At 66.2% G+C, this 23,398-nt stretch carries 18 protein-coding genes and 5 pseudogenes; 13 read left to right on the forward strand and 10 right to left on the reverse strand.

Features of this window, described 5'->3' with window-relative positions; all coding sequences use genetic code 11:
* Nucleotides 1–36 precede the first annotated feature (36 nt).
* From AB8O64_RS36015 to AB8O64_RS36030, 4 genes are read left to right on the forward strand one after another with little or no spacing between them, the layout of a single operon-like run.
* Complete coding sequence (locus AB8O64_RS36015; protein WP_370424179.1) at nt 37–678, forward strand: phage tail protein; 642 nt, start codon at nt 37–39, stop codon at nt 676–678.
* Complete coding sequence (locus AB8O64_RS36020; protein WP_370424180.1) at nt 678–2,339, forward strand: hypothetical protein; 1,662 nt, start codon at nt 678–680, stop codon at nt 2,337–2,339. Before AB8O64_RS36015 ends, AB8O64_RS36020 begins: the two co-directional genes overlap by 1 nt.
* Nucleotides 2,336–3,673 (forward strand): hypothetical protein, encoded by a 1,338-nt coding sequence (locus tag AB8O64_RS36025; protein WP_370424181.1) that lies wholly within the window; start codon nt 2,336–2,338, stop codon nt 3,671–3,673. The genes AB8O64_RS36020 and AB8O64_RS36025 overlap by 4 nt, the downstream gene beginning before the upstream one ends.
* Nucleotides 3,674–3,677: 4 nt before the next feature.
* Nucleotides 3,678–4,328, forward strand: coding sequence for a DUF4255 domain-containing protein (locus AB8O64_RS36030; protein ID WP_370424182.1), 651 nt, complete (start codon nt 3,678–3,680; stop codon nt 4,326–4,328).
* Nucleotides 4,329–4,567: 239 nt separating this feature from the next.
* Here AB8O64_RS36030 and AB8O64_RS36035 read toward each other — a convergent pair.
* The 3 genes and pseudogenes from AB8O64_RS36035 to AB8O64_RS36045 form a co-directional block, all read right to left on the reverse strand.
* Nucleotides 4,568–4,693 (reverse strand): annotated as a pseudogene (locus tag AB8O64_RS36035) (IS5/IS1182 family transposase); the annotation flags it as partial.
* A gap of 223 nt (nt 4,694–4,916) precedes the next feature.
* Nucleotides 4,917–5,138 carry a hypothetical protein gene (locus AB8O64_RS36040; RefSeq protein ID WP_370424183.1) on the reverse strand — a complete coding sequence of 74 codons (222 nt, stop codon included), beginning with the start codon at nt 5,136–5,138 and terminating at the stop codon, nt 4,917–4,919.
* Nucleotides 5,139–5,242: 104 nt separating this feature from the next.
* Complete coding sequence (locus AB8O64_RS36045; protein WP_370424184.1) at nt 5,243–6,013, reverse strand: transposase; 771 nt, start codon at nt 6,011–6,013, stop codon at nt 5,243–5,245.
* Nucleotides 6,014–6,483: 470 nt separating this feature from the next.
* Between AB8O64_RS36045 and AB8O64_RS36050 the strand changes: the two genes are divergently transcribed.
* Nucleotides 6,484–7,280 (forward strand): IS5 family transposase gene (locus AB8O64_RS36050; protein ID WP_370424058.1). Its coding sequence is split into 2 segments (ribosomal slippage): nt 6,484–6,829 and nt 6,829–7,280, totalling 798 coding nucleotides; the frame shifts between segments, so codons are not numbered across the junction.
* On the opposite strand, the gene AB8O64_RS36055 is transcribed toward AB8O64_RS36050, so the two are convergent.
* The gene (locus tag AB8O64_RS36055) at nt 7,259–8,629 is read right to left on the reverse strand and encodes a hypothetical protein (RefSeq protein ID WP_370424185.1); all 1,371 of its coding nucleotides are present in this window, start codon (nt 8,627–8,629) and stop codon (nt 7,259–7,261) included. The two genes, AB8O64_RS36050 and AB8O64_RS36055, sit on opposite strands and share 22 nt — an antisense overlap.
* 364 nt (nt 8,630–8,993) lie before the next feature.
* A complete protein-coding gene (locus AB8O64_RS36060) occupies nt 8,994–9,758 on the reverse strand; it encodes a transposase family protein (protein ID WP_370424186.1) in 765 nt (254 codons plus the stop codon).
* 248 nt (nt 9,759–10,006) lie between these two features.
* Between AB8O64_RS36060 and AB8O64_RS36065 the strand changes: the two genes are divergently transcribed.
* Nucleotides 10,007–10,225, forward strand: a complete 219-nt coding sequence (locus AB8O64_RS36065; RefSeq protein WP_370424187.1) for a hypothetical protein — start codon at nt 10,007–10,009, stop codon at nt 10,223–10,225.
* Nucleotides 10,226–10,521: 296 nt separating this feature from the next.
* Here AB8O64_RS36065 and AB8O64_RS36070 read toward each other — a convergent pair whose 3' ends face one another.
* Nucleotides 10,522–11,445, reverse strand: a complete 924-nt coding sequence (locus AB8O64_RS36070; RefSeq protein WP_370424189.1) for a sensor histidine kinase — start codon at nt 11,443–11,445, stop codon at nt 10,522–10,524.
* A gap of 499 nt (nt 11,446–11,944) precedes the next feature.
* Here AB8O64_RS36070 and AB8O64_RS36075 point away from each other — a divergent pair, with 499 nt between their 5' ends.
* Entirely contained in the window at nt 11,945–12,697 is a 753-nt protein-coding gene (locus AB8O64_RS36075; protein WP_370424191.1) for a response regulator transcription factor, read from the forward strand.
* A 7-nt stretch (nt 12,698–12,704) separates the two neighbouring features.
* Here the strand turns inward: AB8O64_RS36075 and AB8O64_RS36080 are convergent.
* Nucleotides 12,705–13,472, reverse strand: a pseudogene (locus AB8O64_RS36080) (transposase family protein).
* Between the two features lie 678 nt (nt 13,473–14,150).
* Between AB8O64_RS36080 and AB8O64_RS36085 the strand changes: the two are divergent.
* The 5 genes and pseudogenes from AB8O64_RS36085 (at nt 14,151) to AB8O64_RS36105 (ending at nt 17,349) form a co-directional block, all read left to right on the forward strand.
* Nucleotides 14,151–14,692, forward strand: a pseudogene (locus AB8O64_RS36085) (winged helix-turn-helix domain-containing protein).
* Nucleotides 14,689–14,976, forward strand: a complete 288-nt coding sequence (locus AB8O64_RS36090; RefSeq protein WP_370424192.1) for a hypothetical protein — start codon at nt 14,689–14,691, stop codon at nt 14,974–14,976. The pseudogene AB8O64_RS36085 and the gene AB8O64_RS36090 overlap by 4 nt, the downstream one beginning before the upstream one ends.
* Before the next feature lie 76 nt (nt 14,977–15,052).
* Nucleotides 15,053–15,472 (forward strand): annotated as a pseudogene (locus AB8O64_RS36095) (ATP-binding protein); the annotation flags it as partial.
* Nucleotides 15,473–15,533: 61 nt separating this feature from the next.
* Nucleotides 15,534–15,842 (forward strand): annotated as a pseudogene (locus AB8O64_RS36100) (transposase); the annotation flags it as partial.
* A 97-nt stretch (nt 15,843–15,939) separates the two neighbouring features.
* Nucleotides 15,940–17,349, forward strand: coding sequence for an IS701 family transposase (locus AB8O64_RS36105; RefSeq protein ID WP_370424194.1), 1,410 nt, complete (start codon nt 15,940–15,942; stop codon nt 17,347–17,349).
* A gap of 558 nt (nt 17,350–17,907) precedes the next feature.
* Here the strand turns inward: AB8O64_RS36105 and AB8O64_RS36110 are convergent.
* A complete protein-coding gene (locus AB8O64_RS36110; RefSeq protein WP_370424195.1) occupies nt 17,908–18,555 on the reverse strand; it encodes a response regulator in 648 nt (215 codons plus the stop codon).
* A 108-nt stretch (nt 18,556–18,663) separates the two neighbouring features.
* Between AB8O64_RS36110 and AB8O64_RS36115 the strand changes: the two genes are divergently transcribed.
* Nucleotides 18,664–19,314, forward strand: a complete 651-nt coding sequence (locus AB8O64_RS36115; protein WP_370424196.1) for a DNA-binding response regulator — start codon at nt 18,664–18,666, stop codon at nt 19,312–19,314.
* Between the two features lie 686 nt (nt 19,315–20,000).
* Here AB8O64_RS36115 and AB8O64_RS36120 read toward each other — a convergent pair.
* Together AB8O64_RS36120 and AB8O64_RS36125 are read right to left on the reverse strand one after the other, a co-directional pair.
* On the reverse strand, nt 20,001–21,554 hold the full coding sequence (locus AB8O64_RS36120) for a hypothetical protein (protein ID WP_370424197.1): 1,554 nt from the start codon (nt 21,552–21,554) through the stop codon (nt 20,001–20,003).
* Between the two features lie 194 nt (nt 21,555–21,748).
* Nucleotides 21,749–23,389, reverse strand: coding sequence for a hypothetical protein (locus AB8O64_RS36125; protein WP_370424198.1), 1,641 nt, complete (start codon nt 23,387–23,389; stop codon nt 21,749–21,751).
* Nucleotides 23,390–23,398: the final 9 nt, after the last annotated feature.

Raw genomic sequence — 23,398 nt, forward strand, 5'->3', positions numbered from 1 at the left:
CGGTCTCGCATGACGGACAGAGGGATGGGACGAGAAATGGAATCACCGCCACAGGCCGCGGCGACGCCGCCGGTGGCCCCGCCGGCACCCCCGCTGGTGCCCGGCAGCCGGTCGCTGCGTGCCATCCTGCCGGAGAGCTACCGGCAGGGTGACTTCGCGGACCGCTTCATCGCCGGGTTCGACGACGCCCTGGCACCCCTGATCACCACGCTGGACTGCCTGGACGCGTACTTCAGCCCGCGCACCGCGCCCGAGCACTTCGTGACGTGGATGCTGAGCTGGTCCAACACGGCGCTGCCCGCGTGCGTGGGGATGACGGGGCGGCGCAACGCGCTGCTGCTCGGCCACCAGCTGCACGGTCTTCGCGGCACCGCCGCGGGCCTGGACCTGCTCGTGCGGTACGTGCTCGGCGGCCGTCTGGAGCTGACCGAGTCGGGCGGCACACACTACGCGGCGAGGCCCGATGACCCCGCCGTCCGGGGGCCGGGTCCGGCCGGACCGCGCGCCCAGGTACGTGTACTCCTGCCGTACGGGACGGTCGCACGGCACCCGGGTGCCGTGGACGACCTGACGGAACTGGTCAGGGAGTGGATCCCAGCGCACGTGTACGCCGATGTGACGATCGAAGACGACGAGGACCCGCTGCTCGTGCGAGGCGCGGCGGGGGGTGCGTACTGATGGGCACCGCTTCATCCGGCCACCAGGGCTGGCACGTACCGGGTGAGCAGGACGTATGCCACGGCTGCGGAGTGGTGGCCTACCCGGGCGAGATGTTCTGCGTGCCGTGCGGAGCGTACCTGGGGTGGGACCGGACCGGGAGTAACCCGGTCGTGCCGTTGCGGCCCGGACCGGCCGCCGCGGCCAGCAGCGCAGACTCTGGCCGCTCCACGGCTTCGGGCGGTCAGGCGTACGGGGTCGCGGACTCCGGCCGTTCGGCTGCGGCCGGTGGTGCCGGTTACGGCGGCGGAGCCTCGGTGCCCGGCGGGTCCGGTTACGCCTCCGCCGAGGCGCCGGGGGCCCATGGACCGGTGTACGACGGCGCCGCGGCGCAGCAGCCCGCATTCGGTGGCCCCGCGGACACGGGCTCCCGGGGCGCGCGGGACTGGGACATCCGCGCCCTGTATCCGGAGGCCCAGCAGGGCCCGTCGGCGGCGGGGCACGCAGGTACGAATTACGGCAATACGGCGTCCGCTCATCCGGCACCGGGTGCCCCTGCTGCGGGCACCTGGGGATCCACGACGGCATACAGCTCCCACAGCGCATTCAGCAGTGGTAGGCGGAGAAACGGCAGCGGATTTCCCGACGGGTCGCGCGCCGAACCCGTATGGCCGCAGGGGCTCTCCGCGTACCCCGGCCGCCCGACCCCCGGCCTCTACGCGGCGCCCCCGGCCGCCGAACCCGCCGCCGGTCAGCCGCAGTTCGCCACCCCGGGCGAAGCCGGTCTGTACGCCCCCGCCGACATCCCCTACACCTCCGCTGCCCAAACCGCCCCGGCCGCCGCCCAGACCCAGGTGATCGACGGCGAAGTCGTGCTCTGGGCCACGCTGCCCGAGGGGCCCGCCGCGCCTTCGGCCAGCGTTGCGCCGTCCCCGCCGGAGGGCGTCCCGCACATGCTGCTGTGCCCGGAGTGTGAGGCACCCAACGCCAAGAGCCGCACGTACTGCCAGCCGTGCGGCGCCCTGATGCGCCCGGAGCCCGAGCCGCCCGAGCTCACCCGCTGGGAGCAGTTCCGCAATGACTACCTGGAGCGGCCCAGGGTGTGGCACTGGGACCACCGCTGGTCCATGGCGTTGGCCACGCTGCCCGTGTGCCTGGCGGCCGGAATGTCGATGGGCGGCGTGGCGGCGGTCGCCGAGCGCACAGTTCCGCTGGTCAAGGACCGCTTCGCGACCCAGTACGCGGTCAGCCCCAGGTCCGTGTCCGCGACCAGTTCAGCCAAGGGCTTCGACCCCCAGTTCGCGCACGACGGCGTCGACAACAAGGCCTGGGCTCCGCAGGGCACGGGAGACGCTGCGGTGGGCCAGGCCTGGACGGCCACGTTCCAGAACCCGTTCCGGCTGACCGCCCTGTCCCTGATAAATGGAGCCGCCAAATCCGCCGAGCAGTTCTTCGAGAGCGGTCGGCCCACGAAGATCACGGTGGTGGCAAACACGACTGATCAGGGCCCGGTCAAGAAGCAGCTCACGCTGGGTGGCCAGCCCGGCCCGCAACGCTACGACCTGGGCATCGACAACGTGGTTTCGGTGCAGATCCGGATCGACGCGGTTGCCACCGGCTCGAATGCCGACGCGCCCGTGGCGATGGCCGAGATCCAGTTCTTCAGCCGGCAGACGTCATGACCCTACGCGCCGAACTCACCGTGCCCGACGAGGCGATCACACCGGGCGCCTCGCTCACTGCGTACCTTCGGGTGTGGAACGAGAGCCGGATCGTCGATGCCTACCGGCTCACCCTGATCGGGCCGCCCGCCGACTGGCCGAACACCGAGGCCGACCTCGGTCAGCTGCCCGTATACCCGGGCAATTACGAGAAGATCAACATTCCGCTCACTCTGCCCCGCCACAGCGACCTGCCGCCGGGCCCGCTGACGTTCGCGGTCCGGGTCGCCTCCGTCGAGGACCCCCTCGCGGTGGCGGTGCCCGAAGCGACTTTGTGTGTGGGCGAGTTCCGCGACCTCGACGTGAAAGCGGTGCGCCCCCGGGTGGGCGGTGCTCTGTGGAGCACCAATCTGATCCTCCTGGAGAACACCGGCAACGCCACTACGACCTTCCGGTTGCGCCTCGCGCCGGAAGCGCCGGACGCCCCGCTGCGCACTAAGCTGCGCCGCACGCGTCTGGCGCTGGACGCCGGCGAGAAAGCGCGCGTCGGGCTCAGCGTTGGCGTGACCAGTCCGGTGCCGATCGGCACCGCGGCGGACTGGAAGCTGGGCGTGCGAGGCGGCTGGGGTGACGAGGAGGAACGGACGGCCGAGTTCGTCCACCGCCAGCGCCCGATCCTGCCCAAGCGGGCCATGAAGGCCTTGATCGCGCTGAGCGCGTTGGCAGTGGCGGCGGTGGCCCTGTGGCTCTCCCCGGTCGGCGGCAAGAAGCCGACGGTCAAGACAGAGTCGGCCAAGGGCCCCTCCCAGGTGCAGGCAGTGCAGCAGGAGGAGAAGAAGGCGGCCGACGCGAAGAAGAAGCAGGAAGACGACCAGAAGAAGCAGGAGGAACAGGCGCAGAAGGAGAAGGAGGACGCGGGTGCGCTGAAGAAGAAAACTCTCGACGGGGCGTCGCTGGCCGCCGACTCCAAGGCCAAGAAACTCATGGCCGAGTACAAGGTCCCTCGGGGCTACCGGCTCGTACTGAAGGCGCTCGGAATCACCGGGACTGGCCCGCCGACCGGCAACCTGATCGTGACGGCCGCCAATAATCGCCTGGTGACCCAGTCGGTGGCCGCAGCCAAGGACTTCCCGCTGACGACGCCCGTGTCCTTGAAGGTGGGCGAGAAGGTCGTGCTGGAGCTGCATTGCACTCCACCGTCCGGCGTCGCCCCCACCCCCGCCGGGCCGACCGACTGTCTGGCTACCGTCGTCCTCACTGGCGACCTGATCCCCCTCAAGGGCCCGAACGCCGAACCGGAGACGCCTCCGACCGGCGCAGCCAATCCCACCCCCACTCCCTCGACCAGGAGCTGACTAGGTGAGCATCGTCCAGCGTGTCGACGACACCCTTGAGAAGGAACTGCGCAAGGGCCCTCTGTACGGCGTGAACGCCCAGGTGGTCTTCGAGACGCCGAGCTCCGACTGGGCCGCCCGACGTTCGGGGCTGTGCGTCAACCTGTTCCTGCACAGCGTCGAGGAGGACGCCGCGCAGCGGCAGGTTGGTGAGACGAGTGTTATCGACGAGAACGGCCTCGTGGTGGGCTACACCTCGCCGGCTCGCCACTTCAAGCTGGCCTACGCTCTCACTGTCTGGGGCCACTCGCCGCGGGACGAACACCTTCTGTTCGGCACGCTCCTGGAGTGGTGCGTCGCAACCGACCACTTGACGCCGACGTCCGGCACGCCGACCAGCCCACTGACCCTGAAGCTACGCGACACGCCCGAAGGTGCGGAGCCGATAGCAACGAAGCTCTGGTCGGGACTCGGCACCCCGGCCCGGCCGGTGCTCGACCTGCTGGTGACGATCCCGGTCGCCAAGCCGAGCACGAAGGTGGAGACGGAGCCCATCCGCAGCGTGACCCTGCGGGCTCGCACTATGGAGCCGCCCGCCCCCGAGGACGATCCGTTCCGCCCGCCTCGCCCCCGTGGCAGCGCCCGGCCACGACGCCGGGTCGAGGAGATTGCCTGACTTCGGGACGGACTTGCGAAGATGAGAGTGCCGATGCTGATCGACTACCACGGCGGTCCACCTCCGGTACACCGGCAGCAGAGCCGTGACACGCTTGAGGCAGGCCGACCACCTCACCCAGGGACTGTCAACTGTCGGGCCCCGCTCGCTCTCATGGCCATCCAAAGGTGCAGTGTGTGCTTGGGCGATGGAGTGAAGTTTCGGATGGATCATGACGCACCACCGCCTAAGAAGGTGTCTCACGCGGTGATCTTGGCGAGTCTCTTGTGGCAGGTCAGGGCTGTGGCCAGGTCGAGGAAGGCAAGGAAAGTGGCTGCCCTTCGCTCATACCGGACGGTGAGGCGGCGGTAACCGAAGAGCCATGAGGTTGGGGCGGCCGCGCGGTGAGGCGCCCGCCGTGGCCGGTCCTGTTCCGCGCGGCCTCCCGCCGAGCCGGTCATGACGGTCTCCCGGTCATCCGGCTCTCCAGTGACTACTGCGTGTCTGTTTTGGCAGGCCGTTTTGAGTGGATTCGGTCATGGCAGGTGTCGCAGGCCACGACGGTCTTGCGGCGCCGATGAAGCATGACGCGCGCCCAGTCGAGGGCTGTCATCCGGCATGCTTCTGGGCTTCCTGCCAGACGACGCTGGTCTGCCCGCCGGGGCAGACGGCCTGGCGCTGATCCCAGTCGATGGTGAAGCGGGTGTTGTCGAAGATGTCTCCGGTCGCCTGTCCCTCCACGGTGATGGACTGGCCCGGGCCGACCAGCTCGATGTCGTGATCGCGGCGGGCGTGGTGGATCTGTTCGGCGTCGTTGTATCCGGCGTCCACCAGGTGCTCGTCCGGCAGCAGACCCCGTTCGGCCAGGGCGGTGTGGATGTCCTCCAGGACGAGGACGTCGTTGACGGGCGCCGGCGTGATACGGATATGGGTGATCAGATGCGGGGCGTCGGGCTCACAGGTCTCGCTGAGGTGGACTCTATAGCCGGGCCAGCCCAGTTCCCGCTTCGAACCGGTGCGGGCCTCGGGCTTGTAGGGGGCTGTAAGCGGATCAGGCCCGGCGGGAGGTCCCTCGTCCCGCGCCATCGCATGGTGTCCTCAATGTGGTGGAACTGCTGTACCCAGGTCTGCCGCAGGAACTCCACCGCGGGCAGGCTTCGCAACGAAGCCGGTGACGTGGCCGACCAGACGGCCTTCAGCAGCGTCATACCGTCGGTCCCGCACTGGTCGGCGTGTTCGACGCGGCCCGCCCACCGGGACGCGAAACGGTTGTCCTCCGGCCTGGCCGAGTAGCAGTCGAACCACTGCGGCGGTGACACAGTCACCAGCCAGTCCCCGGCCTCCTTCGCCACCTGGTTCAGTGCCGCCCGCGGGGTCTCGACCACGAACTCCAGCCGGTTCAGGTCCCTCGCCGCGGCCAGCACGTGGGTAACGTCCGTGCGCTGCCGCCAGCCCGCCTTGACCAGCCCCGCCTGGCCGGCCGCCCGGAGCTCCCCGTCGAACACCTTCTGGCCGGCCCCGCCGTCGACCAGCCGGGCACGGAACTCGCTGAGCACCGGGAAGTCGAATCCGGTGTCGGCCAGCTCCAGCGAGAGGGCATACTTCCAGTCCAGACACGAGCGGACCGCGTGCGCGGCCTGCCGGTCAGTGAGCCCCTCGGCGAACTGCAACACCGACACCAGCGCCAGTCGGGCCGGAGACACCACCGGCCGCCCCCTGACCGGGAACAGCTCCTCGCAATCGGCATCCGAGAACACCGGCCCGAGCGCATCCCGCACCCGCATCACCAGGCAGCCCTCCGGGAACACAGCACGTGCCAGCCGAGCGGTCTCCTCTGGGATCTCCCCCAGATCCACCCCGCGCAACGACACCGAACCCACCCCTCAACAGGACGACGGCCTGCACGACCCCAACAAGGTCGTGCAGGCCCTCATCACGCCCACACCCGATTTACCAAAAGCGTCCGCAGTGGAGCGGGCCGTCGGGTGTCAGGAAGCGAGACCGGCCTGGGAGAAGGAGGTCCAATTCCTCTCGGTTACCTCGCTACCCGCACCGTGCAAAAGCTGCGGGTCGGGCTCGTTGATCCTCTCGTACTGGCCGCCGCTGGCCGCCGTTGAAAGCCCAGCGCTTAGAGATCATCTCATTTGGATTTGCCCGGTAGTCTGTCTGGGTGTTGATGGTGGAGCGGTTGGTGCCGGACGGGTTGTGGGAGTTGTTCCAGCGGGTGGTGCCGGAGGCGCCGACTCGGCCGCAGGGCGGCGGCCGTCGTCGGTACGGGGACCGGGAGGTGCTCGCGGCGATCATCTTCGTGGCGACCACGGGGTGTACGTGGTCGCAGGTCCCGCCGGTGTTCGGGCCGTCCGGGGCGACAGCCCACCGTCGGTTCATGGAGTGGAGCCGGCTGCGGGTGTGGGCCAAGCTGCACCGCCTGGTGCTCGATGAGCTCGGGGCCCGGGGCGAGCTGGACTGGTCGCGGTGCGCGATCGACTCGGTGAACATGCGAGCCCTGAAAAAGGGGACCTGACAGGTCCGAATCCTGTGGATCGGGGCAAGTACGGCTCGAAGATCCACTTGATCACTGAGCGGACCGGCCTGCCTCTTTCGATCGGCATCTCCGGCGCGAACCTCCACGACAGCCAGGCGCTTGAGCCGCTCGTCCGCGGCATACCCCCGATCCGGTCCCGCCGCGGCCCCCGCCGACGTCGCCCCGCCAAACTGCATGCCGACAAGGCTTACGACAACCGCCACCTGCGGCAATGGCTCCGTTCCCGGCACATCACGCCCCGGATCGCCCGCAAGGGCATCGAGTCCTCCGAGCGGCTCGGGCGCCACCGCTGGACCATCGAACGCACGATGGCCTGGCTCGCCGGATGCCGCCGACTCCACCGCCGCTACGAACGCAAAGCCCTCCACTTCCTCGCCTTCACCAGCATCGCCTGCACCCTCATCTGCTACCGCAGACTCACCAAATGAGATGATCTCTTACTGGAGGACTCCACGTCGAGAGCCGCGTTGACCTTGTCGATCTTCAGGGTCTTGTCCGCGCCCTGCGGCGACGAGGCGATCAGGTTGCCTGAGGAGTCCACGGTGATCTGCCGGTACTTGTTGCCGGAGAAGACGGCGAAGTCCGCCGGGAGGGTGCGGCCGTCGGTGCTGCATTGGTCGGTGCGGGAGGTGACGTTCATGACCGCGTCGACGTGGTCGAAGCCCGCCAGGGCCGGTACCGTGGCGAGGTTCTGGGGACTGCCCTTGCCGTCGATGACGATGTCATCGCCGCTCATATGGGCGTCGACGGTGGCGTAGCGGCTGCCGCTGAAGACGTAGTAGCGGTAGCTGTTGCGCCCGGGGAGGGGGTTGCAGGTGAAGGTAGCGACTGTGTCAAAGGAGGGGAAAGCCGTCCCCGAAGTCAGCTGGCTCTCGGGACGGCTGCCCGCCACAGCCGTGTCCGAGGTGTCCTTGAGGCGGATGGCGGCGAAGCGCTCCTTGGTGAAGACGCCGTAGGCGTTGTCCGAGCCGGGGAGCGGGGCCGTGGCGGTGATCTCGGTGGGAATCTTGAACACCCGGTTCTGCTCACTGCCGTTGGCAGCTCCGATGACGTATCCCAGCTGCCCGGGAGTGGCGAGCTTGTCCGTGCCCAGAGCGGCCAGCAGCTGAGCCGCGAGCCCCTTGCCCTGGGGCTTTTGCTGGTATTCCAGCTGCGGGCCGGACCCCTTGGCCATAACCAGGTTCCAGGTGCGGCCCGAGAAGTCGGTGCAGTTCTGGTTCCAGGCGTACTCCGTCTTATCTTTCTGCTCCTTGGCCACGATGGCGTCCAGCTCGCTATGTTGGGCCTGGTCGATGGACCGGCAGATCCGCGCCTCGTGGTCGCGCGACGGCGAGTCGGAGGCCAGGTAGTCGACCTGGAAGGCAGGCTTGCCGGGGCCGTTGGCGTGGTAGCCGTAGGTGGTGGCCTTCTGGCCGGTGTCGGGGAAGCAGGCCAGCCAGGAGTGACCGAACGAACCCGTACCGAACGCCGTGGCCGCCGCGTTCAGCAGCGCCTCGGTCGCCGTCTTTTGGTCACCGTACTTGCCGATCAGGTACGCCATGACCTGCTCGAAGTCGTTGGTGTCGACGATGGTCTGCGGGACACTCAGCGGCTTGCTCAGCAACAGGTCTCTGAGGGTCTTGTCGAGGTCGTTCGGGGCGGACCTCCTGGTGTACATGCACAGCTTGCCCACCATCGGGTCGGCGGCGGACGCCTCCCCGGGGACGAGCGGCGCGATCAGAAGGGCCAGAGAGAAGGCGGTGGCGGCAAGGCCGAGCCGCCGGATGCATGCTGACATGAGAATTGTTGACTCCCATTACCCGCAGCCACCTCACCGCGCCGATGCGATGGGTAGTCAGATGGCAGCGTAGGGCTACATAGTGGGCGATTTGATTACCCATGTCCCCCACGACACGCTCCCGCCATCGGTCAGCCCATACGCAGCGACCTTGAGGCCGTGACGCGGATGGTCTCCAGGAACAGCGCCAGGGTGTCGCCGATCACTGGGTAGCCCAGGCGAGGTTCCCCGTTGACCGGAGGTGAGGATCAGCTCGGCAGGAGGGTTGACGGATCTTCAGTTTCAATTCTTCGGCCGCCACCTGGGCGGCGTAGTGCTTCTCCTCAAACTCGACGGGACTGAGAGGACATTCAATGAACTGTTTTCATCCTGAATAGCTGCAGGTCATCAGCGTGTGCACGGCTTGGACGGCGGTACCGATGCGGCGGGTGGAGCAGCGCGCTCGTCGTAGCAGTCGCCAGGACTTCAACTGTGCAAAGGCGCGCTTGCCTGGAGCCCGCAGTCGGGCGTGATCGCGGTTGAACTGCTGGTAGTGGGTGGGTTGTTCGCGGTGGTGGTAGTACGGGGTGCGGACGGTGGCGCCGGCACCCTGGTAGGCGCGGTCGGCCAGGACGAGGATCTGCCGGGTGAGGCAGGCCTGGACGATGCCGTGGGCTCGGGCCGCGGTCAGGTCGTGGGTCCGGCCCGGTGTGGCTCTGGAGAACCAGAGCGGTGTCCCGTCCGGGCGCGTGATGACCTGCACGTTCATGCCGTGCTGCTTGTGCTTCTGGCTGTAGTACGGCTGGTCCGCGGCGACTCGGTCGATGGGGACGAGGGTGCCGTCGACGATGACGAAGTCCCCTTCGCCCAGACCGACGAGGGCCTCGTGCAGGCCAGGTGCCCAGGAGGCCAGTACCTCGAGGGTCTCGTCGACATACCGCCACGCGGTCGTCGTCAAGACGCCGAAGCCGGCCGCGAGAGCCGGCAGCGTCTCGTTCTTGCGCAGGTGCACCAGAGCGGGCAGGGCTTGTTTGAAGCAGCCCAGCTTGCGCCACCGCGAGCCGCGTTCACACCTTCGGGCGTGGATGAGCCACGAGACGTGCTCGACCAACTCAAAAGGGACGTCGACTGTGGCACGATACGGGACCAAGCGAGGCTCCTCGGACGATGCGTGGTGCGTAGAGAACACCAGCGCAACGACCAGGAGCCTCGTCTTGTCACCCCACCCCACCGACCTGCACTTTCACCCCCGCAGGGCAGGGTGAAAACGGTTCAGTGACTTGTCGGACGAGCAGTGGGCGTTGATCGAACCGATGATCACGGCTTGGGAGCAGGACCGGGTGACCCGGTCGGCTACTGGGGACCCCGGGTCCTGCGACCTGCGGGGAGAAGGCCCTGGTGGACCAGGGCTTCAAGGACGAAGTCGTCATCCACAGCACGTTGATGGACATCACCGTTGAGGTCGTCCGCCGCACCCCCGAAGACCAGGGCAAAGGGTTCGTCCCGCAGCCGAAGCGATGGATCGTGGAGCAGATCAACGGCACGTTGATGTTGCACCGTCGCCTGGCCCGCGAATATGAGCACCGTCTCGACACCTCTGCCTCGCGTGTCTACTGAGCTTCCCTCGCGAACATGATCCGCCGACTCACCACACCGGGTCCCACCTGGCGCGACACCCCTGAACTGGCCGCGTGAACGTCATTGAGCCACTGGCCGCCTTCTCATACGAAGAAGGCTACTTGGAGCCCCAGGTCTCGGGGAACTCCAAGAACCGCTCGGTCGCGGCGGCCTCGGGCGTGTTCGTCAATCACGTGGGCCTGCCAGATGGGAACCGCCGCGGTCTCGTCCCACTCCAGATCGGCGCGCAGCCGCAACAGAGGCCATGGGGACCGCCCGGGCTCGCCCTTCGTCGATCACCGGCCGAGGGAAGGTGACGTCTCGGCGGTGTCCGGCGCGTTGGACGGTACTTCACGCACAGCAGGTCGCCGGGGCGGGGCGTCGTGCTCGCCAGGCCGTCCTTCCGCGCAGGCGGGCAAGGGAAGAAACGCTCTTACGGCGAAGCCCTCGCCGCACCGCTGGGCGGAGAAGGTGCCGCCGAGCAGGCTGACGCGCTCCGCGAGCCCGGAGAGCCCATGATGACCGGATGGCAAGGTCTTGTCCGGGGTGCGTCGTGCCCCAGTGTCAGACACTTCCACCCGCAGTCCGTCCGCCTCGCACTGGAGCAGCACGGAGACGTCGGCCCCCGTCGCATGCCGGATCGTGTTCGTCAGGGACTCCTGGACCACCCGGTAGGCGACCAACTGTATGGGGTCTGGGAGCACTTCGGGGTGCCCGTCGATCTTCAGGCATACGGTCGTGCCGTCCGAGCGGAGTTGGTCGGTCAGCGCAACGATGCGGTCCACGTGAGTGGCGGGCGTATGCACGGCAGCGGCGCGGGAGGCGAGCAGGCAGAGCGTATCGCGCAGTTCCTCCAATATCTGGTGGCCCTCCTTCCGGATCCGCTCGACGGCCAGGGCCGATGCCGCCGGGAGGCTGTCCGAGGCGGCAAGGAGGACGTTCGCGGTCAGGACGATGCCGCTCACCCGATGGGCAAGGGTATCGTGCATGTCCCGGGCGATCCGCGACCGCTCCCGGGCTGCGGCTCGCTCCTCCCACACCTCCCGCTCCCGCATCTGGCGCCGCGCGGTGGCGCAGCGCTCGCGCCGTCGGCCGATCGCGTACCCGACTAGCAGCGGACTGAGGACGAGTGCGGCGGCGAGCGAGGTCTCACGCACACCGCACGTCGCCGCCGTCCACCAGCGGTGCGGTGCCCGTGTGATGTTGGGTAGTTGGGGCACGCATAGAAGTAGAGCACGGCAGCAAAGACACCCCAGGAGGCAAAAGTCCCGGTTGGGAACTTCCATAGGTCCCAAGGAGTGGAGTACCAAAGCCCTACCGGAGTCCTATTAGCACCTCTGAGAGTCTTGCTTGGACATCCAATCGAGATGCTGTTTCCATGTCAGTCCACGGCGGCCGGGGTGATCACATCCGTGTCGGGATATCTGAGATCCGCCACCATAGCGTCGTATACGGGTGTATCGCTGGGCGTTGAAGGGGGGACAGACCGCCAGCAGCCCGGACCTCTGTCGAGATTGCACATGGCGTCAACCTTCTGCCGCGCGGCGAATTCTGACAGTGGGCTAAGGTACGCTGTCTTCGTCGCGTGAACAAATCCGTCGCGCGGAACCGAGACCGCGTGGGTACGCTGGGCTTCATATCCCAATCGATGCCACGAGTTAAGACTCTTTAGGGACGCGTTGGCCGACATGTAAGACTGTGTGCGCCACACTTGTCCTCATGAACTCGATAGCGGAACTTCACAGCGTGCCCCCAGACGACAGGCAGCAGCCGTTTCGGAACACCGTGCTCGTCGCCGACGGCGACCAGGTGTTCCGTACCCGGCTGTGCCGACTTCTGGAAAGCCTGGGTTACAACGTCGTGGCAGAGGCGTCGAACGCCGTAGAAGTGACGAAGCTCCTGCGCAGCACCGGCCCCGAACTCGTCGTCATGGACCTGCCGCTGGCGCGGTCTGTCGGACTCCGCACCGAGCGCCTGGGCGGTCTGCTCCGCCGCCCCCCTAAGGTGGTCCTGCTCACCGACGACGCCGCGCACGATGGGCTGGCGGAAGCGCTGGACGCCGGGGCGCGCGGGTTCATCACCAAGGACCTGGACGCAGCCCTCCTCGACCCCCTCCTCGACCATGTCCTCTCGGGTGGCTGCGCGATTGCGCCTGAGCTCTTCGGCTTGCTGATGGACCGTCCCACCGGCTCTGGCACTCGCTTTGCCCGCGTCCACCCCCGGCTCAGCCTCCTCAACGACAATGAGCGCCTCATCCTGCAACTGCTCGGCTGCGGCTTCGAGAACGCCCGCATTGCCGAGGAACTCCATCTGTCCCGGGCGAGCGTGAAGACATACGTGTCCCGGCTGCTCGGCAAGCTGCACCTCGAAAACCGCACCCAAGCCGCGCTCGTGGCCAATGAGACGGGCCTCGCCAGCCGGCCACCGTCGCCGCATGACCCGAACAAACGCAGGCGATTGATGACACAATGAGCCTCTTTCATCCCGCATAGCTGCAGGTCATGAGGATGTAGATGGCCTGGACGACGGTGCCGATGCGGCGGGTGGAGCATCTGGCCCGGCGTATGAGCCGCCAGGACTTCAGCTGGGCGAAGGCACGTTCGGCGGGAGCTCGCAGCCGGGCGTGGTCACGGTTGAACTGCTGGTAGTGCTCGGGCTGGTCGCGGTGGTGGTAGTACGGCGTGCGGACGGTGGCGCCAGCGCCCTGGTAGGCCTGGTCGGCCAGGACGAGGATCTGCCTCGTCAGGCAGGCTTGGTTGATGCCGTGGGCGCGGGCCGCGGTCAGGTCATGGGTCCGGCCGGGCAGTGCCCGGGAGAATCACAGCGGTGTGCCGTCCGGGCGGACGATGACCTGGACGTTCATCCCATGCTTAATATGGCTCGTTCGCGGCGATGCGGTCCGTGGGAATCAGGGTGCCGTCGACGATGACGAAGTGGCCCTCACCCAGCCCACGAGGGCCTCATGCAGACCCGGCGCCCACGAGGCGAGGACCTCAAGGGTCTCGTCAGGCCGTGGCCTTGAAGATCCCGAACCCGGCACCCACCTGCGCAAACCTTGCGTAGGTCCGCCAGCGCGAGCAGGGCCTGCTTGAAGCAGCCCAACCTGCGCCAGGGCGAGCGTAGTTCACGCCTTCGGGCGTAGATCAGCCAGGAGACATGCTCGACGAGCTCGTAGGGGACTCGAGCATGGAAGGGTACGGAACCAACAAAGCCCCCCGGCCGTCGGCGTGTTGAGTGAGATCACCACACCAACGACGAGGGGTTTCGCATGTCACCACCTCACGCTGACCAGCTTGTTTCTCTCCCCAGCCCCAGGATGAAAGAGGTTCAATGAGTTCGCACAGCGGGTCGTCTCACCAGCCGAGAACGCACGCGCCCTGCCACCGGGGCACGGCCAAGAACCTGTCCTGTGAATTGGCCAGCAGATCCTATCGAGAGGAGCGCCCAACCCTACGGTCCAGGCTCAGGCGGGAACTTCACTATGCCGAGCGGACGGATCACGCATCCGACCCTCCCCCACAACAAGATCAACCCGAGTTCTGAGTTGGCTTCCCGGCACGCGGAAGGCGGTATGGTTTTGCCAGTTGCCAGAATCCACAGACCGACAGAAGGCCGATGCCATGAGCAATATCGAGAGCCGTCCAGGACACTGGTGGCCTACTTCCCATTCTATGCCGAGCGATACACCAGTCTATGACGCTGTAGTGGCGGATCTTGGCTACCCGGAGATGGACGTCATCGTTCCCGGCCGTCTGGACGTGACATGGGAACAGCATCTCGGATACCTGCCCGCAGAGAATTTCCGGGAGTCTCCAGTAGACGACCCTGCCTCACTTTCGGTTGTGGCGGAGCGTGGTGTTACTGAGGTTGAGACGTGGTGTCGTTGAGGCCTGACGGAACATGATCGTCGCGGTACGCCGGTTGTGTGAGATATCCGCAAGGTGGTGGGCTGACGCCTGAACGGCAGGTGCTTCGTGAGCAGATCCGGATGCAGGCTGCCCAGCAATTCGCCGCAGGCGCCTGCAATGTGGAGGTCGCCAAGGGTTTACGGGTCAGTGTGCACTCGGTGCAGCGGTGGCGACGGGCCTGGGCGGACGTTGGCGCGCCGAGGGGCTGCGGTCCGCTGGGCTGGTCTCACCACCGAAGCTGAGCGACACGCTGTTCGCCGTGCTGGAAGTCGAGCCGGCCAAAGGCCCCACGGCGCACGGCTGGTCGGTCCAGACCTGGACCCTGGCCCGGATCAAGACGCTCATCGGGCGGCGGTTCCACAAGTCGTTCACGCTCTCGGGAATCTCGTTGATGCTGCGACGCCACGGCTGGAGCCACCAGATCCCCGCGAAGCACGTGGTGGAGCGGGACGAGGCAGCCGTGGCCAGCTGGATGGAGGAGACATAGCCCTCCGCGGAAGCACTGCAGCGGCACTCGACGCCTACCTCGTCTTCGAGGACGGGGCCGGTTTCTCGATGACGCCGCCTACCGCCCGCACCTGGTCCAAACGCGGCCGCACCACGATCTTCCGTGTCCACGGGCCCTCCCAGCGCCGCATCTCCATCGCCGCCCTGGCCTGCCACAAGACAGGCGAGCGCTCCCGTCTGATCTACCGGCCGATCGTCCATCCGGATCACAAGCCCGGCGGGCGCCGACGGGTGCCCGCAGCAGCCCACCCGTACTTGACCGGGTGCCGCAACACGACCAGCATGCACAGCAGCGGGGAAGGCCGCCTCTGTCGACGCCCCAGGCGTCTGACCTAAAAAATCATGTCCCTCGAGGACTCGTGAGGGACCTTCCCCGCCCTACTCCTACGCCTTGACAGACCATAGGAGCATCATCGCCGTCGCTCTCGCGGTCGCGGCCTGCCGGGCCGGCTACTCGATCTACTTCACCAGCCTCGACGACATGGTCCGCAACCTGAAGGCCGCCGAGTCTGCCGGGCGGCTGGTCAACAAACTCGGCACCTACCTGCGGCCGAGCGTCCTCGTGGTCGACGAGGTGGGCTCCCAGCCCCTCGAACGCGCCGAGGCGAACCTGGTCTTCCAGGTCATCTCCAAGCGATACGAGAAGGGCTCCATCATCCTGACCTCGAACAAGACCTTCAGCGAATGGGGCCAGGTCTTCGGCGACAAGGTCCTCGCCACCGCCATCCTCGACCGCCTCCTGCACCACTGCGAAGTGATCGCGACCAACGGCCCGAGCTACCGGCTCAAGAACCGCCTCCAGGCCATCGAGCGAGAGACCGACGTGGCCTAACAACTGGGGACGTTCAAACGTACCGGCCCGGCCCGAAGGGAGAGTACGCCGACACGGCAGGCCGATCGTCCTGGTCTGGGACAATCTCAACGTTCATCGCGACGGCCGATTGGTTGAGTTCATCGATTCCCACGGCTGGATCACCGTCCACTACCTGCCGCCCTATACACCACAGCTCAATCCCGTCGATGGCCTCTGGTCCCTCCTGCGAAGGCGCTGCCAGGCCAACACCACTTACACCGACCCCACTCACCTGATGCGCACCCCTCGACGGGGCCTTCACCAGGTCGAATACCGGCCCGACCTCATCGACGGATACCCCACCGGCACCGGGCGCACTATGACGACAACACGCCTCAAACCTCAGTAGCGGTAGTTCGTTAAACCAGGCGGTGGCGCGGGTTGAGGGCAGGGCGGGTTGGTCGTAGTCCGGTGAGAGGGGTGAACTGTCTTGCTGGGGGCCGAAGATGACCGCTCGCCGTCCATGTCCGCCCGCGCCGGGGCCGTTGGAGGAGTACACGGCCCGGTTCGACGACCTCTTCTTCAGCCTGGCTCAGCGGCGGGGGTTCCGCGAGTACCTCACGGGGCTGCTCGCGCCGCGGGACCGGAACAAGACGCTCACTTGTCTGGCCGGGGCGGAGCCGACGGCCGGCGCCGGGAGCCCGCTGGTGCAGCGGCTGCAGTTCTTCCTGTCCGAGTCCCCCTGGGAGGCCGCGCAGGTCAACGACCGGCGGCTCGAGCTGCTGCGCGAGCAGCCGGCGACGGCTCCGCACGACGGCGGGGTCATCGTGATCGACGACTCCGGGGATCGCAAGGACGGCACGGCGACCGCGCACGTGGGCCGGCAGTGGCTGGGCCGGTACGGCAAGACCGACAGCGGCATCGTCACGGTGACCACGGTGTGGACCGACGGCCGGATCTACTACCCGCTGCACACACAGCCCTACACCCCCGCCCATCACTTCGACCGCGGCCGGGCCGATCCCGCCTTCCGCACCAAACCGCAGATCTCCGCCGCCCTCGCGGCCCAGGGCAAGGAAGCGGGCTTCGCCTGCCGAGCCGTGGTGGCCGACTGCGCCTACTCCACCAGCGACGACTGGTACCTCGCTCTGCACGACGCCCAGCTGCCTTACGTCGTCGCGCTCAGACCGCACCGCGGCACCTGGGCCCGCGCCGACGAGCCCCACACCCCGATCGACGCCGCCCGGGCCCTGGCCGGCACCGACCCCGACCATCCCGGCGACTGGACGCCCGTCCAGCGCCACTTCCGCGACGGACACACCGAGACCTGGTGGACAGCCGACGCCCGCCTGGGCGGCTACGGCCCCGACAGCCCCTGCCGCCTGGTCGTGGCCACCACTGACCCGGGCAGACTGCCGGAGAACACCACCTGGTACCTGACCACCAACCTGCCCCACCCCGACGCACCCCACGCCGCCGCCAGCGCGCACCCGCCCGCCGACCTCGCCCAGATCGTCCGCCTCTACGGACTGCGCCCGTGGATCGAGCAGAGCTACAAGCACATCAAGGATGAACTCGGATGGGCCGACTTCCAGGTCCGTTCCGCCCGCGCCATCAAACGCCACCAGACCCTGGTCAACTGCGCGTTCTCGTTCTGCTGGGACCAGTGGTTCGCCCCACCCGGACCGCTGGACACCACCGCACCGGACCCCCGCCCCGCCACCCGGCCGGAGAGGGGGACCGGCCACACCCCACCCGCCCCAGCCGCCCTGCTGGCCCAGGGCGTTGCGCGCCGTCCGCTCCTGGCTCACCCCCGCCACCACCCTGCACCGCTGGTGGCAAGCCTGGACGGACAAGGACCCACCCACCGAACTCCAGGCCCTCCTCGACGCCGTCACCTCCGGCAGACCCCTTGACCTCTATCGCCGGGTTTAACGAACTACCGGTAGTCGACATCGGACAGGCTGCCTGCCATGACAGACTGGGGCACGCCGGGCCGCTGCTCTCAGGAAAATCTTGGCCGGTCCCTGAACCAGCGCGGGTCCCGCCCCTTCTTCCCCCGCCCATCGCCCCCGTTGACGTAGCCCAACAGCCCTTAACTTCGCGGCATTGCTTGATCGTGAACACCTGGAGACTGGGATCTTGACGTTCCAGAGGAAGTAGCACCAGGTGGGAAGCAAGTACACGAGACGGTACACAGAGGAGTTCAAGTGGGGCGCTATCGCGCCGAGGTCTTCAACTTCATCAAGACCTTCTACAAGCAACGCCGCCTGTGCAAGCACAAGACCTTCGGCTACCTCACCCCAGCCGAGAGCAGGCCACGGCACCAGCACACCCTCGCGGCACAACCATCGAGTTTCCAAGATCACGGACAAGCTTCACTCTGGACATCGCCCCCGCGATCGTCCGCAGACGGTCCTCTAGAATCCGCTGCGCCCGCGCGTGGAGCTGGAGCGCTCCGAGAGCGGGGTGCCTCAGTCGGCGAGCCCCACGCGGTTGACGAACCGGGCCAGTTGAACGCGGTTCGCCAAGTCCAGCTTGGTCAGGGCATGCGTGACGTGGTTCTTCACCGCCGCCTCGGTAAGGCCCAGCTCGCGGCCGATGGCGGCGTTGGTCAGGCCGGTGGCGAGGAGCCGTAGGACGGCCTGCTCCCGGTCGGTCAGGGCGGCGACTCTTTCGAGCTCCTGCGGGGAGGGACGGTCGATCCGACGGAGCGAACCGACCAGGTGCCCCGCAACCTCGGGGTGCAACACCGCGTGCCCCGCGTGGGCGGCCCGGACGGCCTCCAGCAGGTCCTCGACCGACAGGTCCTTGAGCAGGAAGCCGGACACTCCGCCAGTGAGGGCCTCGCGCACTAGGGCGCCGTCGTGGAAGGCAGTCAGAATCAGCACCCGGGGCGGTTCGGGCAGAGCCAGCAGGCGGGTGGCGAGCGAGAGTCCGCTCTCGTCTGGCAGCCCCAGGTCTACCAGGGCCACATCCGGGCGGGTATGGAGCACCGCCTCGAAGCCTGACGCCGCGTCAGAGGCGGTTGCGGCCACCTCGATATCGCCGCCGGAGGGGACGATCTGCTGCAGCCCCGTCCTGGCGATGACGTTGTCCTCGACAATCACTACCTTGATCATCAGGTGGCTGACTCCCATCATCGGTCGACATACCATCAACCTATGCCATCATCTGTTCCCATTCGTCCTACACCTCCTTGTCCGGCACCTCCCATTGGAGCAACGGGAATGATCACGGTCCTGCCGGTCAGCGGCGACCGGCACATGCGCCGGGTCCTGAGGAAACATCTGCTTGGAGGCCGCGGGATCAACACCGTTGAGGAAGCCTGGAACGCCACCACCGCCCGTGAGCGCGTCCGCGTCCTGCTGCCGGATGCCGTTGTCGTCCACGCGGGGCCGGGCGGCGAAGGGCTGGCCATCGTCCAGGGGATCGGGCACGAGCCGCATTCCCCGCAGATCCTTCTCATCGGCTCGCCCGAGGACCGGCTTGCGGAAGCGGCCATTTCCACCGGCGCCTCAGGACTTCTGTCCGTCAATTCCCTACACAAAGACCTGGTTCGCGCGGTACGAGCCGTTGCAGCGGGCCAAGCGTTCTTCTCCAGCGAAATGACGAAGGACATCGTCGAACTCGTCTCGCGCCGCATATGGACCCAACGCGTTCCCGCCCGGGGAACGGCTCTCAACGCCTTGACGAGCCGTCAGCATGAAGTCCTCGAACTCCTCGCCGCTGGCATGTCCAATGCCGAGATTGCCGATTCACTGGGACTCCGCACTGGAACCGTCAAAACGCATGTGAGTCAGGTGCTCGCACGCCTCGGGGCACAGAATCGCGTCGAGGCGGCCCGCATTGCCTTCGAGTCCTCTACCGCCACACTATAAGGGTCGAAACCACGCCATCGGATCAACTTTCAGCCGATGAGGGCAGCCCATTAGTCGAGCGAGTGCCATCGGAACGGGCTGGGACGGCCCTATTCCACTTCCCTGCCCTCTCTATCAAAGTAGCGTAAGCCAGGCGCACTGGATGATTCGTTGAACCTCTTTCATCTTGAATAGCTGCAGGTGAGGAGGGTGTGGCTGCAGGGTCTTTGCGTGAAGCGAATCGGCCCGGTTCGGGTATCTCGTCTGTGACATGGCGTCATGTCCCGGTCCGGGCCAGCTATTGAGCCGAAGCTGTCTGGTTGCCTTGCTCGTCGAGGGTGTGTGATCGAGCTTGGGGCGCGGTGTCTGGGGCCTGCCGTGCAGGAGGTGGTGCGGCTGCGCGTGGTGGCTGCGCTGGAGTCGGGACAGGTGCGGACGCACCACTGGGCGGCCGAGGTATTCAGGATGTCGGAGCGGTCCGTGGGTACTTGGTGGCGCAAGCACAAGACTGCGGGCAGGGTGTCGGCGTACTCCGGTGCGCCTCACCACCAAGTACGGAGATATGTGCACCAGCGGGGCCGCTGTGCCAGTCGTGTCATCAGCGGCAGGTCGCTGATAAGAGCAACGAGATGACTCCGTTGGTGATCTTGTCAGGGGTTTGTGGCGGCGGGGCAGAGGGTGTGGAGTCGGGTGGCCCGGCGGCGGGCCTAAGTGAAGGAGGGCGGGGAAGGATCCGCGGGTTTCGCTGGATTGTTGTTCGGGCCCGCTTCGCGGATGAGTTCCTGTGCGGGCTGCACGAGGCCCGGTGCAAGTTTTCCCGCGTCGAACGGAGTGGGCTTGCTGGAGGCTTTGATGCGTGCGCCCGTATCTGTCAGGGCGGTGCACAGCTCGATGTCGGTAATGTTGGGGCCGATTCCTCCTGATTTCAGACAGTCGATCTGCTGGGTGATGAGTGCCACGGATGGGGGGTCCTTGGCCAGAAGGCGGGAGAGTTCCTCCAGTGCCTGGAATCCCTCCTTGGCGCCCTTCCATGTGTCGCCCACCTGGCTGCGGGAAATGGGTGGCCGAAGCATTTTGGTACACCCTGTGAGGGGGACGTACGATGACCGGGGCTTGAATCCCATCTCCGCGGCAATCACTGTCTCTGTGATCCCGTGGACCCTCTGTCTGGCGGACAGGCAGGTCAGCGCCACGGCCGGTTTCATGAAGTTTCCGTTCTTCTCTGCTTTGCCAAGCGTCTTCTTTGCGATGCTGATGGCTTGAGCCAGCTCAGGATATGGCGGGAAAAGACGTGTATCCTCGTCCCGTTTGACAAGAGTGCGACGCCATTCCAATGTTACCGGATTTCCATGTGTTTCGTGCTCTTCCCATTCGATACCCCCGACGATGAGATAGCCCGCCTCATCTTCTCCGGGTTCGACGGCTGGCACCGGGCAGACAAGACGGTTGAGCTGCCTGCGTTCCCACCTGGCACGCTTATCCAGGTACTCCGCGTACTTTCCGGCGGCCCTGACTTTGAACATCGCCAGCGCTCCGTCCTTGATTTCCAGCTCATCCAGTGCTCTCCGGCGGGCCTCCTTGCGGATATCTTCCCAGAGATTCATGAACTGCGGGTCGCTCTTGATCTGTTCCATCTCGTGACTCGCACTGGTGCGGACGACCGCCCCGGCGAGCGCATGCAGAGCGTGACACAGTTCGTGTGCCAGTACAATTTCTGGCGGGCTGATCCGGTTGTCACACAATGACCAGAGGCGAGGATCGCAGATGACGAGAGACGATGATCCGAGCCCATTGCAATGGGCCTTGTGGAGATTTTTCCCTTCCTGTGTCCTGGTGTCGGCGAACATGCTGCTAGCGCAGGAGGGAGACCCATCGATACACGGCCCGATCAGGACACGAATCGGATAGTCCTCCCCCCTTGCATCCTCACCGAAGTAAGCGCGATTGTTGACGCCATGGTCTGGGCTTCCGAAACCGCCGCTTTCATTCGGGATGGTGGGAAATTCTCCGAATAGGGAGACGAGCGTCCTTCCCGTCGGTGTTTTCTCGATCAGTTTGAGAAGATAGTCGATCTCGGCGATGAATTCCGTTGGTTCAAGCTCTCCGTACTTCTTCGAGCCGGGATCCGGCATCCCCTCGCTGTTCCTCATGAAGCCATTGTAGATTTCGGCGTAGTTCTCAGCATGGATCGCGATGCCAGGGCGGATGAGAGCGACTTGATGCGGATATGAGCGACCGTCCCGGTATTTGGCGCTGAGCATCTTGGGGGACTCTCCCGGGCCCGCCGCGGTTGCTCCCCGCTGGGGAGCGTTGACCGAGCGGGGAGGGGGGGTGACGGCCGGCATACAGGTCTCCTGGTGTCATGGCTGCTGAGGTGGGGGCGTCGTCAGGATTCGATGAAGGGCCGCTTTGAGTGCCGCCTGATCGGTGCCGCCGAAGGATTCGGCGGCACCGATCAGACATAGGTGGGAGCCGATGGTGACGCGGCCTTCGGCGGTTTGTTGTGCGGCCCGACCCTCTTGATCAACTCGTGTGCCTCCTGGACCAGATCTGGGGTCATAAGAGCATCGGAGAACGGGACGGAGCGATCAGTTGCAGGAGTCCGGTACTCGGTACACAGGAGAAGCTGATAGGCCCCGGCTGTGGAACCTCCCCCAGTCGGCATGGGGGCGGCTCTGTGGCATGCGAGGTGAGCATCGATTTTTTCGACGAACTTCGCTGCGTCCTTGCCGGGATGCGCCGTGAATGTCGCACGTAGCGTCTGGATTGCCGCGACCTTCGTTGGCTGCCGCTTCCAGTCGTCGGGAATCTCATCCCGCACGATGGGAGACCAAGCCATCTGAGCACAGTCGCGTTTGACCGGGTCATAGGTTGGGCGGCCCACGAATTTCATGTCCTGTGCGATCGCGACTTCAGTGATTCCATTGATTTTCTGGCGGGCCGTGTAGCAGTCATGGAGATCTTGAGGCGTGAGATGACTGCCGTAGTCCCGTGGTGATCTCATCGCGGCACGTGCGAGATCGATGGACGCTTTGAGCTCGGGATGAGGGAGAAGGACCAGGTTTCCCTGCTCGTCGAATCTGCTTTCCCGGATCCAGGCAAGGGTGACGGGATTGCCGAGCGTTTCATGCTCTTCCATTTCGACCCCGCCCATCGTCAGCGTGGCCCGCTCAGGATCACCAGGATCCGAGATGAGTGCGGGGAATGGATTGATGTGACGCTCTTCATTCTTCCTCGTGTATTTGGCACGAAGATTTTTATACTTGGCCCACTTTTGCGGGGTCTTTCTTTTGAGGGTTCCGATCTCCTCGCCAGTCAGCCCGAGTTCTTCGCGGGCTTGCGCTTCGGCGCTTTCCTTCGCCTGCCGCCGCTTCGCCGCGTATGCATCATTTTCCCGGAAGTCCAATTCGGCGGTTCTCGGGATGAGCGCACCCGCCAGAGCGTGGACGGCGTGGATCATCTCGTGGGCGAGGATCAGCTCAGGCGGGCCGATGCGTTCATCGGAGAAAGAGAACAGCCGCGGGTCCATCAGGATGAGAGAAGCCGCGCCACGCCCGTCGCGAGCGGCTTTGAACTGGTCTGTTGTGTCCCTGGGGTGGCGGTCGAGCATTCCCCCGAGGGTTACCGGGCTCCAGCCCCAGGCAGGGGCGATGAGAAGCCGGATCACGTGATCGTTATCCCCGTCGGATCCGAAGAAGTGGCGGGCATTGACGGGGTCTTTCAGATCCACGGCGGGGCCGTAGTCACCCTTGGGGTCGGGAAGCGTCGGCATCCGCGCGAAGAGCTTGACCAGCCGTTCCCCGATCGGCCCGTGCTCGATGCGTTCGATGAGTTTGCTGATCTCGGTGGCGAACTTCTCTCCGGACAGCTTCGGATGCTCAAAGTGGTCGTCGGGTGGATCGAGCTTGAATCCCGAGTAACCGTCCTCGTCGCCGTCGGTGAGAACCGCGATAGCGGCCCGGATCATCACGGCCTCGCAGTGGTGGCCCGTCCTGTTCCGGATCTCGATACCGAACGGGTACTCCATGCCGCTTCGGGGCGGAGCGCCCCGGGATCCGGCTGTGGTGGATGAGGGCGAGGGCAGCGTGGCCGGCATGACGGTGTC

The sequence above is a fragment of the Streptomyces sp. QH1-20 genome, from assembly GCF_041283565.1.
GTDB classification, from domain to species: Bacteria; Actinomycetota; Actinomycetes; order Streptomycetales; family Streptomycetaceae; genus Streptomyces; species Streptomyces syringius.